Origin of the sequence: Nocardia sp. NBC_00511 (genome assembly GCF_045161165.1) — a bacterium.
Classification (GTDB): Bacteria; Actinomycetota; Actinomycetes; order Mycobacteriales; family Mycobacteriaceae; genus Nocardia.
The window spans coordinates 2,114,741-2,129,820 of sequence record NZ_CP107849.1 but is presented as its reverse complement, the minus strand read 5'-3'; the positions used below and the strand labels follow the sequence as shown (position 1 = coordinate 2,129,820).

Genomic DNA, 15,080 nt, shown 5'->3' with positions numbered 1-15,080 from the left:
GGACTGCACGCATTACGTTCTCCTGATCCCTCCCCTTGGTGACCCATCCGAGGAGAGCCCGTCCATCGCCGGGATTGTCCGATCCGCGCACCCTCCCAACGTTCGCGTACCGCGGTATCAAGGTCAGGGAGCTCTCACCATGAAATTTTGTCCGGTTCACCACGGTGAGAGCTCCCTGATCATGATCGAGGGCGTTCGGGACTCGGGCCAGGGGTATGAGGGCGATTGTCGCGCCCGTTTTGTCTCTGCACGGATTGTTTTGGAGGCGTGCGTCTTTCGGGTCTTGTTTTGCTTGTTCTTGTCCGGGCGGTCTTGGTCTTGAAAGGTGATGCGTGCAGTCCGTGGGCTGGGACTGAGGGTCACGGCTCCCAAGTCGCGTCAGCCAAAGTCCGGTAGGGCAGGCGAGGTAACCACGCTAACTAAGTCTCTGAGCCTGCATTGTGAACCGGTGATGGGCACCTCTTCGCCACCACCCGCTCAATTCCCACCACGTGGGTATTGCCCACCCACACCTGGGGTACGTAGTGCCAGCCTCCCGCCGGCCGCACACTCGAATCACCATCGAACCGACTGAAGGCGAAGTAGGTCATGACCGGGATATTCATCCTCGCAACAACTGTCGCTCCCTGCGTCTGGGCCCTCGGGGTGTGGGTCCACCGCAATCTGACCGGCGAGTACGCGCGGCTTTGGAAGCCTTTCGAGCGGGCATTGCGCACCGGGGACAGCAGCGCACCGGCTGGGGTGGATGCCGCCGAGTGGTCGAAGTTCTTGTCGGACAGGCGGACCGGGCATCGGTGGGCGGTGGCCGTGCAGAGTCTCGGGTTGGCCGGGTACGCGGTTTCCGTGGTCGGGTTCGCACCTCATGCGACCGTGTTCCAGGTGGCCAGCTTGGTGCTCGGGGTGTATTCGATCGCGGCTGTGAGTACTCGGTTGCGGCGGATCGATCGGTTGACGGGGGCGACCGGGAAGCGGTCGGTCGCCGCCGTTTAGACCGTCAGGGGCGGTCGTCGAAGGCTTTCAGGATTTCCTCGGCGGCCAGGGCCGGGGTGAGGGAGCCGTCTCGGATCCGGGATTCGACGTCGGGGCGAAGGGATTTCACCCTCGGGTTGTCGGTCAGGCGGCGCAGGAGGCTGTCGTGGACCATAGTCCAGGTCCAGTCGACCTGCTGGCGGCGGCGCTTCTCGGCGAACTCGCCCGCTTCGGTGAGGACGCGGCGGTGAGTGAGGACCGTATCCCAGAAGGTGTCGAGGCCTACCGAGTTGAGGCCGGACATGGTGAGAACCGGTGGGTGCCACAGGGAGTCGCGGGGGTGGATGAGACGCATCGCGCCCTGGAGTTCGCGGGCGGCGGCCTTGGCTTCGAGTTCGTGGCGGCCGTCGGCCTTGTTGACCGCGACCAGGTCGGCCAGTTCCAGGACGCCCTTCTTGATGCCCTGGAGTTGGTCACCGGTGCGGGCGAGAGTCAGGAAGCAGAAGACGTCGACCATGTTGGCGACAGTCACTTCCGACTGACCGACGCCGACCGTCTCCACCAGGATGGTGTCGTAGCCTGCCGCTTCCAGCAGCACGATGGTCTCGCGGGTGGCTTTCGCGACGCCGCCGAGGGTGCCCGCGGTCGGGGACGGGCGGATGAACGCGTCGCGTTCCACCGACAGCCGGGCCATGCGGGTCTTGTCGCCGAGGATCGAGCCGCCGGTGCGAGTGGAGGACGGGTCGACCGCCAGGACGGCGACCTTGTGCCCCTCACCGATCAGCGACATGCCGAGCGCGTCGATGAACGTCGACTTGCCGACACCCGGAACACCGGTGATGCCAACCCGATTCGACACCATCTTGTCGGCGTCCGGCGTCACGCGCAGCAGCAGCTGCTGTGCGAGTTCGCGGTGATCGGTGCGGGTCGATTCGACCAGGGTGATGGCGCGGGCGAGCCCGGCGCGCTGACCGGCACGCACATCGTCGGCCAGCTTGTCGACGTCGATCACCCGTCTGGCCGCGGGGGCGGCGGTCCGGGACCGAGTGCCCGAACCGCCGACTCCGGCGGTCGTACCCAAACGTGGGTGATCGCTCATTCGCTGGTGCCGCTGCCGATCTCGTGGCCCAGAGCGACGGCCAGCTTCTTGATGAGATCGATCGCCGCGTCCGCGATGATGGTGCCCGGGCCGAAAATGCCCGCGGCACCGGCCGCGTACAGCTCGTCGTAGTCACCGGGCGGGATAACGCCGCCGACGGTGACCATGATGTCGGGGCGACCGACATCGGCCAGCGCCTGCCGCAGGGCGGGCACCAGCGTGAGATGGCCTGCCGCCAGCGAGGACACACCGACGACGTGCACGTCGTTGTCGGCCGCCTGCTGCGCCACCTCTTCGGGAGTCTGGAACAGCGGGCCCACATCGACGTCCATGCCGAGGTCGGCGAACGCGGTCGCGATCACCTTCTGGCCGCGGTCGTGGCCGTCCTGACCCATCTTGGCGATCAGGATGCGGGGGCGACGGCCCTCGGCTTCGGCGAACGCCTCGACCAGTTCGATGGCGTTGCTGATGTTGCTCACCTTTCCGGCCTCCTCACGGTAAACGCCGGAGAGGGTGCGGATTTCGGCCTGGTGGCGGCCGTACACCTTCTCCAGAGCGTCGGAGATCTCACCGACGGTCGCCTTGGCGCGGGCGGCGTCGATGGCCAGGGCCAGCAGGTTGTTGCCCATGCCGCCCTCGGTGGCGGTGGCGGCGCGGGTGAGTTCCCCGAGCGCACGTTCCACTTCGGCCGAATCACGTTCGGCGCGCAGCTTTTCCAGCTTCGCGTTCTGTTCGGCGCGGACCCGCGAGTTCTCGACCTTGAGGACCTCGATCGGGGTGTCTTCCTCGACCTGGTACTTGTTGACGCCGATCACCGGCTGCTGGCCGGTGTCGATGCGGGCCTGGGTGCGGGCTGCGGCCTCTTCGATGCGCAGCTTCGGGATACCCTCCGAAATCGCCTGTGCCATACCGCCGTGCGCCTTGATCTCGGCGATGTGGGCGCGGGCGCGCTCGGCCAGCTGATGCGTCAGCCATTCCACGTAGTACGAGCCGCCCCACGGGTCGGCCGGACGAGTGGTGTTGGACTCCTGCTGGATCAGCAGCTGGGTGTTGCGGGCGATGCGGGCGGAGAAGTCCGTCGGCAGGGCCAGCGCCTCGTCGAGGGCGTTGGTGTGCAGCGATTGGGTGTGGCCCTGGGTGGCGGCCATCGCCTCGACACAGGTGCGCGCGACGTTGTTGAACACGTCCTGCGCGGTCAGCGACCAGCCGGAGGTCTGCGAGTGTGTGCGCAGGGCAAGCGATTTCGCGGACTTGGGCTCGAATTCGGCGACCAGTTCGCTCCACAGCAGGCGCCCGGCGCGCAGCTTGGCGACCTCCATGAAGAAGTTCATGCCGATGGCCCAGAAGAACGACAGGCGCGGCGCGAACTTGTCGACCTCCATGCCCGCGGCCATACCGGCCTTGATGTACTCGACGCCGTCGGCGAGGGTGTACGCCAACTCCAGGTCGGCGGTCGCTCCGGCTTCCTGAATGTGGTAGCCGGAGATGGAGATCGAGTTGAACTTGGGCATCTTGGCCGAGGTGAAGGCGAAGATGTCGGAGATGATCCGCATCGACGGCGTCGGCGGATAGATGTAGGTGTTGCGGACCATGAACTCTTTCAGAATGTCGTTCTGAATGGTTCCGGCCAGCTGTTCGGGCTTGACGCCCTGCTCTTCGGCGGCGACGACGTAGAGCGCCAGGATCGGCAGCACCGCGCCGTTCATGGTCATCGACACCGAAACCTGATCGAGGGGAATCTGATCGAACAGTTCCCGCATGTCGAGGATGGAGTCGATGGCGACACCGGCCATGCCCACATCGCCGGTGACGCGCGGGTGATCGGAGTCGTAGCCACGGTGGGTGGCCAGGTCGAAGGCGACCGAGAGGCCCTTCTGACCCGACTGCAGGTTGCGGCGGTAGAAGGCGTTGGAGTCCGCGGCGGTGGAGAAGCCCGCGTACTGGCGAATCGTCCACGGCTGGTTGACGTACATGGTCGGGTAGGGACCGCGCACGAACGGCTTGAGACCCGGCACACTGTCGAGGGGGTAGCCCTCGGCGACGATGGCGTCACGGTCGGCCTTGGTGAAGACCGGCGGCACGTCGATGCCCTCGGGGGTCGACCAGGTGAGCTGTTCGGGCGCATAGTGATTGGCGGTCGCGGCCTCGGCGACGAACGCCTCGACCTGCTCGGCGTTCACCTCGGCAGCAGGCGAATCGCCCTCGGCCAGTGGGACTTCGGCGAAATTGCCGATCCGATGCTTGATAACGCTCATCTCTACGCTCCCAGCTGTTCGAGCAGGCCGGACAGGGCCGCCACCGCGTCGATCCGCGCCGCCACGAAACCGTCCGGGCGCTGCGCGCCGGTCAGGTCCTTGACCGCTTTCTCGGGTCCGGCCAGCAGCACGGTGGTGATACCGGCCGCCCGCAGTTCGTCCACGGCCGCACCGGCATCGGAGCCATAGCGGGTGTCGGAACCACACAGCACCGCGATCGACGGACCGGCCTCGGTGACCGCTTCGATACCGCCGGAGGCCAGCAGGTTGTTGGTGAAGGTGACACGCACATTGTTCTCCGACACCGGCCCCAGCGGAACCAGGCGGATGCGCGGGCGCACGCCGTTGGCGGCCAGGTAGGCGTCGGAGCGGTTGCGCAGCGCCTCGAACGCGGCACCGTAGGCGGTGTCCTTGCTCAGTGCGCGCGCCGCCTCCGACAGCGGCTTCTCCCCCAGGTTCGGGAACTCGTTGACGCCGGTGACGGCCGTCTTACGGTGCGCCACATCCGAATCGCGCTTGGTCTTGGTCTCGGCGATGCGCTCGGCGAGCAGACCCGCCTGCAATGCGGCCAGGTAGCCGCCCGCGGCCTCGATCTCCTGCATGAACGCCCACGCGGCGGCGGCGAGTTCATCGGTGAGCGAATCCACGAACCAGGAACCGGCACTCGGATCCTGCACGTGCCCGAGGTGGGATTCCTCGAGCAGCAGCAGCTGGGTGTTGCGCGCCATGCGCTGCGAGAACGCCTGCGAGACATCCAGTTCCCCGGCGGGCAGGGCATCGTCGAAGGGCAGCACGGTCACGATGTCCGCGCCGCCGACGCCCGCGCCGAACGCGGCGAGGGTGGTGCGCAGCATGTTCACCCACGGGTCGCGCTGCGTCATCATGGCAGGCGAGGTGACGGCCTGCTGCGGGGCGTTGCCGAAGGCGGGGGCACCGCAGACCTGCGCCACGCGAGCCCAGAGCCGCCGGGCGGCACGGAACTTCGCGATGGTCTCGAACTGGTCGGCGGTGGCCGCGAAGCGGAACTCCAGCTGACCCAGCGCGTCGGCGATATCGGCACCGGCGTCGGTGAGAGCCCGCAGGTACTCGAGACCGGCCGCCACGGCCGCGCCCAACTCCTGGGCATCGGAGGCGCCGGAGTTGTGGAAGGCGATACCGCACACCGTGATGGCGCGCACCGTCTCCGACCGCGCGACCGCCAACTGAGCCAGCTCGATCGCACCGTCCAGGTCGATCGCGGTGGTGCCCGCGAACAGGCTCGTCAGCGGGGTCGCGCCCAGGGACACGCGAATGTCCTTGCGGTCCTTCGCCTCATAGCCGTCGAGCACCGAGAACACCGCGGCGGCAGCCTCATTGGCGGCGGGACCGGCGTCGAGGGTGAGGGGCGCGAGGTCGAACAGCAGCCCCTTCAGCGCGGTGGCGATGCCGTCGATCGGCACACCCCGCTCGTCGACGCCCAGCCACAGCGCGCTCACGCCGTTGTCGAGCGCGAACAGGATGTCGGTGTTGACGGCCTTGGCGTCGGAGCCGCCGAAGCGCTGACCGACGAACCAGCCGCGGTGCACGTCGCGGGTGGCGTCGCCACCGCGCACGTAGGGGAACTGCCCGGGCAAGGGCTGCTCGGGCAGTTCGTCGCGGCGCGTGTAGAGCGGGTTGACGGTCAGGCCGTCGTAGGTCGTGACCGCGAGCAGCTTCTCCGGCTCGGCCGGCAGTTCGCTCGCATCCACCCTGCGGGCCTTGGCCAGCACCCCGGCGACACCCTGGCGCCAGGCGGCATACTCGGGCACCGGTTCGGTGCCCGAGTCGGAAGCAATCGGCATAGCTGCTGTTCTCTCTTCCACTCCCTGACCGGATGACCGTTTTCGTGTCATTCGCACAGCTCAACGGCCACTTTGGTTAACGAGCATTCATGGTCTTTATCCTGATGCTAGCGGCACCTGTCCGATTACCGACTACGGAGTCCCACTACCAGCGGGTAACCTGGCGCGGTGCCAACAACCGTCCGTGAGCCGCTACGACGAGTATCGGGGCTGCTCAGCCGACTTCGTCAGCCGCGAAACCTGGCTCTGCTGATCGCTTGCGGGGTCTTGTTCGGGCTAGCGGCGTTCGCGCCGCATCCCGCGCCGCAGCAGATCCGGCAGTGGGCCGATTCGGTGGGACCGTGGCTGCCACTGGTGTTCTTCGTGGTGCACACGCTGGTCTGCATAGTTCCGTTCCCGCGCACCATTTTCACGCTCAGTGCCGGGATGCTGTTCGGGTCGACGGAGGGGCTCACCCTGGCCATCGCGGCCACGACTTTGAGTGCGGTGCTGGCACTGTGGCTCGTTCGCGCCCTCGGGCACGAACGCGTCCGCGCGCACCTCACGCATCCGACGGTGCAAGCCGTCGATGCCCGGCTGGCACGACGCGGCTGGCTGGCGATCGGGTCGCTGCGGCTCATCGCGTTCGCGCCGTTCTCGATCGTGAACTATTGCGCGGCATTGTCTTCGGTGCGGTTCACGCCGTATCTGGCGGCGACGTTCCTCGGGATCATTCCCGGGACGATCGGCACCGTGCTGCTGGGTGACGCGCTGACCAATCGCACGTCGCCCGCGCAGATCATCGTCACCGTCGCGTGTTTGGCGGTGGGTGTGATCGGTCTGGTGATCGACTCCCGGATGGCGGTTCCGGGCGAACGGGTTCAGGAGCCGGTGTCGGTCTGAGCGCGGGCCAGCCAGTCGCGTTCGAGCACACCGAGTTCGGTGGCGGGGTCGTCGCCGTGCACCCATTCGCGGCCGATGCGATGCCAGTTGCCGCCCGCGCCCAGTTTGCTCAGTAGCGCCAGGGTTCCGTATTCGACGCGGCGCGCGAAGGCGTGTTCGGCGGGCGCGTACTGGTCGCGCCAGCGATCGAAATTGCCTCGGCGCGGGTCGATCAGCGCGTAGAGGGCGGTGGAGACGGCGTCGGCGGGGATGCGGATGTCGGCGTCGGCGAGCAGCCAGCCCGAGAGTTCGTGGAACAGGCGCAGGCATTCGTCGGCGGTGGCCGGTGAATCCTGGTCCAGGACGCCGTAACCCACGAGCAGGGCCCGCAGGTCCGCGGCACGGAAGTCGGCAGCGGCTCGCACGCAATCCATTTCGAAGTCGACGGCGGCGCTGTCCATGTGTTTGACGAGGCCGAAGTCGAGGAAGACGACCGCGCCGTCGGGGGCGAGCAGGACATTGCCCGGGTGCGGGTCGCCGGTGAAGTGGCGGAAGCGCAGCATGGATCCGACGAAGAAGCGGAACACGATCTCGCCCACCCGGTCACGCACGGGGCCGGGCATCGCCACGATCTCCTCGAATCGCACGCCCTCGGCGAACTCGCTGACCAGGACATGAGCGGTGCTGAGTTCCGGGACCACGGCGGGGACGCGGATGAAGGGGTGCTCGCGGTAGAGCTCGCTCATCGCCAGGTGGTTCTCGGCTTCGACGCGGTAGTCGATCTCGTCCACGAAATGGCTGGAGATCTCACGGAACAGCGCATTGTCGTCGAGTACCGGGGTGACCACCCGCATCATGCGCATGAGCAGGGCCAGGTTCTTGGCGTCGGCGCGAACCGCGACATCGATGCCGGGGTACTGCACCTTGACCGCCACCTCGCGGCCGTCGTGCAAACGGGCGCGGTAGACCTGGCCGATCGAGGCGGCTCCGACGGGGTCGGCGTCGAAGCGGGCGAACACCTCGGCGAGCGGACGGCCGTAGTCGGCCTCCAGCACCGCGCGCATCTTGGCGAAGGGCACCGCGGGTGCGCGGTCACAGAGTTCGGAGAGCTTGCGCTGGAAGCGTTCCCGCTGCTGGGGCGGAATATTGGTCTGGCCGAGCGCCTCGAGCGGATCGAACATCGACAGCAGCTGTCCGGCCTTCATGGCCAGACCCTTCATGCTGCCGAGCACGGTGACGATGTCCTCGGCTGCGGCGACCAGGGCACGTTCGGTGCGCGCCGCCCGCTCCTCGTCACCGGCACGCACCACCGCGAGGCTGACACCCGCACCGCGAACCGCCTGGCCCGCAACGAGTTTGCCCAGTTTGGCACCACGGCGGACCCGGGCATTGGTGACGTCGTCCGGCATCCGGACACCCCCGTTCTGCTGCCGCCGAGATTAACAGACGCGCGCGTCGGCTAATCGGGGTTCTGGGCCCGCAGACCCGGTGAGAGCACCGCGACCACGGTTTCCGCGTAGCGCCCGCGCTCGGATTCCCCCTCGCCCCGCAGGGTGCGCATGACCGGCGGAATGGTCAGGGCCATCAGCATCCACGCCACATTGCCGGTGTCGAGGTCCGCACGCAGCACCCCGTTGTCGACGGCACGGGCGAGCATGCGGTCGAGGGTCGCGGCCAGCACGCCGCCCAATCCGGCGAGCCGAGCGTTGAGGTCGTCGTCGATACCGGTCAGGTCGAACAGCAGGGTGCGCATGAGCGCCGGATCGGACTCGGCGATGTGGCACATGCGCTCCACCGCCGAAACCCAGTTGCGCACCAGCGATTCCAGGGTGATGTCGAGATCGGCGGCGTCGGGTTCGAACAGGTCGCCGACGATCTCGGTGAGGATCCGGTCGAGTCCGTAGTCCACGACGGGGTCGAGAATCGCACGCTTGCTGTCGAAGTAGCGGTAGAAGGTGCCGTAGCCGACGCCCACCTCGGCGGCGATATCCGCGGCGGTGGCCGCGGCATAGCCCTTGGTGGTGAAGACCCGGTAGGCGGCGGCGATCAATTCGCGGCGGCGGCGTTCGGTGTTGCGCTCGTCGCGTGGCCGTCCCGGACCGCGACCTCGCTTGGCTGGCTCGGTCATTCAGCACATCGTATGCGGCTCGGCATTGTGCGGGTGACAGGTGGATTCCAAGAGACTCTTGATCGACCGTCCCAGACGGGTATAGTTTCATGACATACTCGTCATTTAATTGCGATACCGCCTTCCAGGCCCCTATTTTCAGAGGGCCGTCATCTGCACGGGCATCTCCGGCAGCGCTGACGAGGCGCGTAGCAGCAATCGTCTGAGACGCCCGTCTCGTGTCCGACAAGGGAGTCGCCACATGACCCAGCAAGCAGTCGCCGCCGCGCCGGGGGTGCGGTCATGACAGTCACGGTGGTGACGGGAGCGGGCAGCGGCATCGGCCGGGCGACGGCGCTGCGGTTCGCGCGGCGCGGGTCGACGGTGCTGGTCGCCGATATCGACGAGCGGTCCGGGGTGGACACCGTCGGGGATATCAGGGCGGTCGGCGGGCGCGCGGAGTTCCATCAACTCGATGTCTCCGACGCCGACGCGTGGGAGCGGTTCGCCGAGCGGGTGTGCCGCGATCACGGGCTGCCGCGGGTGGTGGTCAACAACGCGGGAATCCTCATATCCGGCGGGTTCCTGGAGCAGTCCGGCGCGGACTGGCGGCGGATGATCGGCGTCAACATGATGGGGCCACTGCTGGGCTCGCGAGTCTTCGTGCAGCGCATGGTCGATGCGGGAGTGCGCGGCAACATCGTGAACATCTGCTCGGTGGGGGCGTTCCTGCCGACGCCGCTGGGGCCGTCGTATGCGACGGCCAAGGCCGGGGCGTGGATGGGGACGCAGGCGCTGCGGGCCGAATTCGCCGGCAAGGGAATCGGAATCAGCGCGGTGTGCCCGGGATTGATCGCCACCTCGCTGTCGGCCAACGGGACCCGGGCCGGAGCGGACGCGGATGCCGAGGCCGACTGGGCGGCGAAACTCGATCGCGGGCAACGACAGCTGGGCCGCTCCCCCGAACGGGTCGCCGACGCGGTCGAACGCGCGGTGCGCTGGAACCTGGCCACGGTGCCGGTCGGGATCGAAGCCTGGGCGGGCTGGTACGCGTGGCGACTCTCACCGGCCCTGATGCGGGCGGCGTGCGGGCTGGCCACCATACCGCTCGCGGAACAGGTTGTCGGACTGTCTGATCGGGTGCTGGGGGGACGGCGATGAGAACAGTCGTCATCACCGGGGCCGCGGCGGGTATCGGCCGCGCCACCGCCGAGCGGTTCGCCAAGCACGGCGATCGGGTGGTCATCGCCGATATCGATCACCTCGGCGCGGAGCGCGCGGTCGCGGAGATCACCGCGGCGGGCGGGACCGCGCACGGTTATCGGCTGGATGTCTCCTCCGAGGAACAGTGGGAGCAGTTCGCGGACTGGGCCGCACAGCAATTCGGTGCGGTGGACGTGCTGGTCAACAATGCCGGGATCCTCGACACCGGCGGCTTCGTGGAGACGAGCGCGGCGCAGTGGCAGCGCACCGTCGACATCGACGTGATGAGCGTGATCTACGGGTCGCGGGTCTTCGCGCGGCAGATGATCGACGGCGGAATACGCGGGCACATCGTGAATCTGTCCTCGGCCGGGGCGTTCTTTCCGGCGCGGGTGATTCCCGCGTACGCCACGGCCAAGTTCGCGGTGCTGATGGCCAGCCAGGCGCTGCGAGTCGAGTTGCGGCGGTACGGGATCGGGGTCACCGCGATCTGTCCGGGGGCGATTCGGACCGATCTGCTCGCGCACGGTGAACGGGCGGGGCTCGAGGGAGTCGAGCAGGCTTCGTGGCGCGAAGGCACCGGCAGTGTGCAGCAGCTCGCGTTCGCGGGACCGGACAAGGTGGCGCGCGCCATCGAACGCGCGGTGCGCCGGGACAGCGCGATCGTGCCGGTGAACCCCGAAGCCTGGCTGGCATACGCGGTGTTCCGCCTCTCCCCCAGCGCCATGCGGTTGGCCGGGCGGCTGGGCACATTCGCCATGGCGGATGCCCTACTGCCGTTCGCTCAGCCGCTGTTGAGCCGAATCACGAAGTGAGGCAGGGATGAACGACTCCGCGAGACGGAAAACAGACACAGCCATCAGCGACATCGGCGAATTCCTGCGCCGCACAGTGGAAATGGAGAAATCTTCATGAGTTCTGACGACTCGCGGACACCCGAATACGAAGTACTGGTGGTCGGAGCCGGGTTCGGTGGTCTGGGCGCGGGCACGGCCCTGCGCAAGGCCGGTGTCGAAAATTTCCTGATCATCGACAAGTGGGATCGGGTGGGTGGCACCTGGAACGCCAACACGTATCCGGGTGTGGCGGTGGATGTGCCCTCGCCGATCTACAACTTCTCGTTTCAGCAGCGGTCGCGGTGGTCGCGATTCTTCGCGCCCGGCAGGGAGATTCAGCGGTATGCGGAGGAGGTAGCCGATCAGCAGGGTTTGCGCGGCAAGTTGCGGCTCGGTTGTGCTGCCGACGACGCGGTCTTCGACGAGGCCGCCGATCTGTGGCGGGTGCGCACCGACGCCGGTGACGAGATCACCGCACGGTTCCTGATCAGTGCGGTCGGGGCGCTCGAACAGCCCAAGCCACCCGATATCGAGGGTTTCGGTGACTACACCGGGGCGGTCGTGCATACCGCACGCTGGGATCACTCCTACGATCCGCGGGGCAAGCGGATCGCGGTGATCGGCACGGGAGCCACTGCGCTGCAGGTCATTCCGGAGTTGGCGCGCACGGCAGCCGAGTTGACGGTGTTCCAGCGCACCGCCATCTGGGTGGCGCCCAAGCCCGACTTCGCGATGGGTGAGGGACTCAATCGGGCGCTGGATTTCGCACCCGCGCAGCAGGCGGTGCGGTTTATCGGGAATGTCGCGGTCAACGCGTTTCTCGGGTTGGGGCTGGCGCTGTCGGACTATCCGCGCGTCACCTCGGGCGTGCTCGGGATCGGCGAGACCGCCTTGAAGGGCTACCTTTTCACCCAGATTCGGGATCGGGACCTGCGCGCCCGGCTGACGCCGAATTATCGGCTGGGTTGCAAGCGGCCATCGATCTCGAATGTCTACTTCAAGACGTTCACGCGACCGAATGTCGAGTTGGTGACCACTCCGATCGAGCGGTTCACCAGCGGCGGCATCGTCACCTCGGACGGGCAGGCGCGGGAGTTCGACCTGGTCATCACCGCGACCGGATTCCAGGTGATGGCCAAGGGAGCGACACCGCCCTACCCCGTATACGGCTGCGACGGCGTCGAATTGGGTGGGTTCTGGGACGCGCAGAAGTACCAGGCGTACGAGGGCGTCTCGGTGCCGGGCTTCCCGAATATGTTCCATATCTTCGGCCCCTACGGGTACGCGCCCGGATCGGTGATCCCGCTCATCGAGGCGACCGCCGCGCACAGTGCGCGGGTCATCGCCGAATCCGTCCGGCGCGGCGCGACCCGGGCCGAGATCCGGCAGGCGCCGCACGACGACTACTTCGCGCGCATGTACGCCCGCAATCGCAACACCTACCTGTTCCAGCAGGGCTGCGCCGAATCCCGCACCTACTACATCAACTATCAGGGCGACGGGCCCGCGTTCCGGGCCACCACCCAGGCCGGAATGTACTGGAGCAACCGGCATTTCCCGCTCGACCACTACCGGTACACGAGCACCGCGCGCGCCGAGGACACCGGCGCGATCTCGGGCGCACTCGCCGCCCGCTGACCTTCCCAAGCACACACCCGAACGGAGCACCATCGTGGCACTCTTGCCCTTCCTGCACACGCAGCATCCCGCGGTACCACTCGGCGACGACGCCATCTTCGACAATGCCGCACTGGTTTTCACCATCGAACAGCAATTCGCCGCGCCGGTGAGCGCGGTGTGGGACGCCTTCGACAACGATCACGCCTGGAAATGGCTGCCGTTTCCCGGCGTCGGCGTCCACTACGACTCCGCGGCTCGCGGGGTGGGCGTTGTGCGTGAGATGGGATCGGTGTTCGCGCCCTGGCGGTTCGGCTGGGTCGAGCGGGAACGCTTCTGGCGCTACGAACCCGACAAGCGCATCACCTTCGGTGTGGTCAGCGGCAATTGGAGTCAGTACCTGGCGGTGCGGCACTACGCCGAGGACATGACCTTCGACGAACTACCCGACGGTGGCACCAAGGTGCGGTGGACCGTCGCGGTGACACCGCGACTGCCGTTGCGCTTCGCCACCTGGTTCCCACCGGTGTGGAAGGTGGCCTACCACGTCGGGCTCGGCAACAGCTTCCGCAGGCATATGCGGAAATTCGAGCCCACCGCCGCACCGGTCACGCGCATCGTGCGAGCCAATGGCAAGGCCGCTCCCACCGAGACCGTTCCCGGAGACGCCCGATGACCACGAAGCGCACAGCGAAACCAGCGGTGGCCGAGCGGCTCGAGACCCCGCAGCACGAGGTGGTGGTGATCGGGGCGGGGATCGGCGGCATCTGCGCCGGGGTCAAGCTGCAGGAGATCGGGATCGACGACTTCCTGATCATCGATCGGGTCGGCGGGCTCGGCGGCACCTGGTACAGCCACAGCTATCCGGACGCGGGCTGCGATATCCCGAGCACCACATATCAGTTCTCGTTCGCACGGAAACCGGACTGGGATCGGCTCTTCGCCAAACGCGACCAGATTCTCGAGTACTTGCAGGAGGTGGCCGCCGACTACGACCTGCCGCGCCACATGCGGTTCAACGTGAACGTGCTGCAGGAGGTGTGGGACGACACCCACAACCTGTGGCGGCTGCACCTGGAATCCGGGGAGGTGCTCACGGCACGGTTCGTGATCAGCGCGGTCGGGGCCTACATCAATCCCAAACTCGCGCCGAACATTCCGGGGCTGGGCGACTTCACCGGTGTGTCCATGCATCCGTCGGAGTGGAATCACGACTACGACTTCACCGGTAAGAAGGTCGCGATCATCGGGGTGGGGGCGAGCACCATGCAGATCGCGCCCAAGCTCGCACCGCAGGCGGCGACGCTGGACATCTATCAGCGGACGCCGCAGGTGTATCTGCCCAAACCGGACTTCGTGCTGCGGCCCTGGATGCAGGGGTTGCTGGGATTGCCCGGCGGGTCCGCGGTCGCGAACGGGGTGGCGCAGACCATCGTCGATGCGGCGCTGCGGGTCGCGGTCTACACCCCGCATCCGGTGTGGCGGCTGGCCACGCGCGGCGTCGACGCGGCCGGGCGGCGGCTCTACGGCGGCTGGCTGCGAATCAAGGTGCGCGACAAGGAGACCCGCGAACAGTTGCGGCCCGGATTCGGCATCGTGTGCATTCGCGGCGGGGCGGGCGGCGACTACCTGCCGACCCTGAACCGGGACAACGTGGAGCTGATCGCCAGCGGTATCGCGCAGGTCGGGGCGGACCACATCCGCACCGTCGACGGCGTGGAGCGGCCGATCGACGCGCTGGTGCTGGCCACCGGGTACGAGGTGTTCTCCGATCCGGAGAGCTACAAGCCGGGAACGGTGCTGGGGCGCAACGGATTCGACCTCGGGCACTTCTACAACACCGAGGAGCTCAAGGCGTATTACAGCACCTCGGTCTCGCAAGTTCCCAACCGGTTCATCATGATCGGGCCGTACTCGTGGACGGGCACGGCGTTCCACTACTTCGTGGAGAACGCCATGCGACACATCGCCACCGTCATCGACGAGACGCGGCGGCGCGGGGCCACCACCGTGGAGGTGCGGGCGCAGGCGCAGGAGCGATTCCATCAGGAGATGCTGCGCAGTGGGCGAAATCTGGCCTACTACCTGGAGACTCGGTGCCAGGGGTCCAACAGTTACTTCGTGAACTCGCAGGGCAAGTCGCCCTATATCCGGCCGTGGTCGCTGTGGAAGACCTACCGCAAGGCGACGCGATTCGACCGGGAGGACTACCAGTACGTGTAGGGGGTTGCGATCACGGTGATCGTGAACCTCGTCGTGGCGGGGTGCGGCGGTAAGGATCTGACCGGATGGTCCCGGCCCGGGATCGCCGCA

12 protein-coding genes are annotated in these 15,080 nt (G+C 67.2%); 7 read left to right on the top strand and 5 right to left on the bottom strand.

All coding sequences use genetic code 11. The features are described 5' to 3' along the window. Window positions 1–588 precede the first annotated feature (588 nt). Window positions 589–990: a hypothetical protein gene (locus OG300_RS10125; protein WP_405494484.1), complete on the top strand. Its 402-nt coding sequence runs from the start codon at window positions 589–591 to the stop codon at window positions 988–990. 4 nt (window positions 991–994) lie between these two features. Here OG300_RS10125 and meaB read toward each other — a convergent pair whose 3' ends face one another. From meaB to OG300_RS10110, 3 genes are read right to left on the bottom strand one after another with little or no spacing between them, the layout of a single operon-like run. Then, window positions 995–2,068: a methylmalonyl Co-A mutase-associated GTPase MeaB gene (gene meaB, locus OG300_RS10120; RefSeq protein WP_405494482.1), complete on the bottom strand. Its 1,074-nt coding sequence runs from the start codon at window positions 2,066–2,068 to the stop codon at window positions 995–997. Continuing rightward, entirely contained in the window at window positions 2,065–4,323 is a 2,259-nt protein-coding gene (gene scpA, locus OG300_RS10115) for a methylmalonyl-CoA mutase (RefSeq protein ID WP_405494480.1), read from the bottom strand. The genes meaB and scpA overlap by 4 nt, the downstream gene beginning before the upstream one ends. Window positions 4,324–4,325: 2 nt before the next feature. After that, window positions 4,326–6,143 (bottom strand): methylmalonyl-CoA mutase family protein, encoded by a 1,818-nt coding sequence (locus OG300_RS10110; protein WP_405494478.1) that lies wholly within the window; start codon window positions 6,141–6,143, stop codon window positions 4,326–4,328. Between the two features lie 210 nt (window positions 6,144–6,353). Between OG300_RS10110 and OG300_RS10105 the strand changes: the two genes are divergently transcribed. Continuing rightward, complete coding sequence (locus OG300_RS10105; protein WP_405498518.1) at window positions 6,354–7,025, top strand: TVP38/TMEM64 family protein; 672 nt, start codon at window positions 6,354–6,356, stop codon at window positions 7,023–7,025. On the opposite strand, the gene OG300_RS10100 is transcribed toward OG300_RS10105, so the two are convergent. After that, window positions 7,004–8,413 carry an ABC1 kinase family protein gene (locus OG300_RS10100; RefSeq protein ID WP_405494476.1) on the bottom strand — a complete coding sequence of 470 codons (1,410 nt, stop codon included), beginning with the start codon at window positions 8,411–8,413 and terminating at the stop codon, window positions 7,004–7,006. The two genes, OG300_RS10105 and OG300_RS10100, sit on opposite strands and share 22 nt — an antisense overlap. 50 nt (window positions 8,414–8,463) lie before the next feature. Next, the gene (locus OG300_RS10095) at window positions 8,464–9,132 is read right to left on the bottom strand and encodes a TetR/AcrR family transcriptional regulator (protein ID WP_405494474.1); all 669 of its coding nucleotides are present in this window, start codon (window positions 9,130–9,132) and stop codon (window positions 8,464–8,466) included. A gap of 282 nt (window positions 9,133–9,414) precedes the next feature. On the opposite strand from OG300_RS10095, the gene OG300_RS10090 reads away from it, so the two are divergent. The 5 genes from OG300_RS10090 to OG300_RS10070 all read left to right on the top strand — a co-directional run bounded on the left by OG300_RS10090 (window position 9,415) and on the right by OG300_RS10070 (window position 14,990). Further along, complete coding sequence (locus tag OG300_RS10090) at window positions 9,415–10,272, top strand: SDR family NAD(P)-dependent oxidoreductase (protein WP_405494472.1); 858 nt, start codon at window positions 9,415–9,417, stop codon at window positions 10,270–10,272. Further along, window positions 10,269–11,129 (top strand): SDR family NAD(P)-dependent oxidoreductase, encoded by an 861-nt coding sequence (locus tag OG300_RS10085; protein WP_405494470.1) that lies wholly within the window; start codon window positions 10,269–10,271, stop codon window positions 11,127–11,129. The genes OG300_RS10090 and OG300_RS10085 overlap by 4 nt, the downstream gene beginning before the upstream one ends. 96 nt (window positions 11,130–11,225) lie before the next feature. Beyond that, complete coding sequence (locus OG300_RS10080) at window positions 11,226–12,788, top strand: flavin-containing monooxygenase (RefSeq protein ID WP_405494468.1); 1,563 nt, start codon at window positions 11,226–11,228, stop codon at window positions 12,786–12,788. Window positions 12,789–12,822: 34 nt separating this feature from the next. Then, complete coding sequence (locus OG300_RS10075) at window positions 12,823–13,443, top strand: SRPBCC family protein (RefSeq protein ID WP_405494466.1); 621 nt, start codon at window positions 12,823–12,825, stop codon at window positions 13,441–13,443. Beyond that, window positions 13,440–14,990, top strand: coding sequence for a flavin-containing monooxygenase (locus tag OG300_RS10070; RefSeq protein ID WP_405494464.1), 1,551 nt, complete (start codon window positions 13,440–13,442; stop codon window positions 14,988–14,990). The genes OG300_RS10075 and OG300_RS10070 overlap by 4 nt, the downstream gene beginning before the upstream one ends. The last annotated feature ends 90 nt before the right edge of the window (window positions 14,991–15,080 follow it).

Bases quoted from the DNA above. Each gene is read 5' to 3' on its own strand.
- OG300_RS10125 (WP_405494484.1), top strand. From the start codon at position 589: ATGACCGGGATATTCATCCTCGCAACAACTGTCGCTCCCTGCGTCTGG.
- meaB (WP_405494482.1), bottom strand. From the start codon at position 2,068: ATGAGCGATCACCCACGTTTGGGTACGACCGCCGGAGTCGGCGGTTCG.
- scpA (WP_405494480.1), bottom strand. From the start codon at position 4,323: ATGAGCGTTATCAAGCATCGGATCGGCAATTTCGCCGAAGTCCCACTG.
- OG300_RS10110 (WP_405494478.1), bottom strand. From the start codon at position 6,143: ATGCCGATTGCTTCCGACTCGGGCACCGAACCGGTGCCCGAGTATGCC.
- OG300_RS10100 (WP_405494476.1), bottom strand. From the start codon at position 8,413: ATGCCGGACGACGTCACCAATGCCCGGGTCCGCCGTGGTGCCAAACTG.
- OG300_RS10095 (WP_405494474.1), bottom strand. From the start codon at position 9,132: ATGACCGAGCCAGCCAAGCGAGGTCGCGGTCCGGGACGGCCACGCGAC.
- OG300_RS10090 (WP_405494472.1), top strand. From the start codon at position 9,415: ATGACAGTCACGGTGGTGACGGGAGCGGGCAGCGGCATCGGCCGGGCG.
- OG300_RS10085 (WP_405494470.1), top strand. From the start codon at position 10,269: ATGAGAACAGTCGTCATCACCGGGGCCGCGGCGGGTATCGGCCGCGCC.
- OG300_RS10080 (WP_405494468.1), top strand. From the start codon at position 11,226: ATGAGTTCTGACGACTCGCGGACACCCGAATACGAAGTACTGGTGGTC.
- OG300_RS10070 (WP_405494464.1), top strand. From the start codon at position 13,440: ATGACCACGAAGCGCACAGCGAAACCAGCGGTGGCCGAGCGGCTCGAG.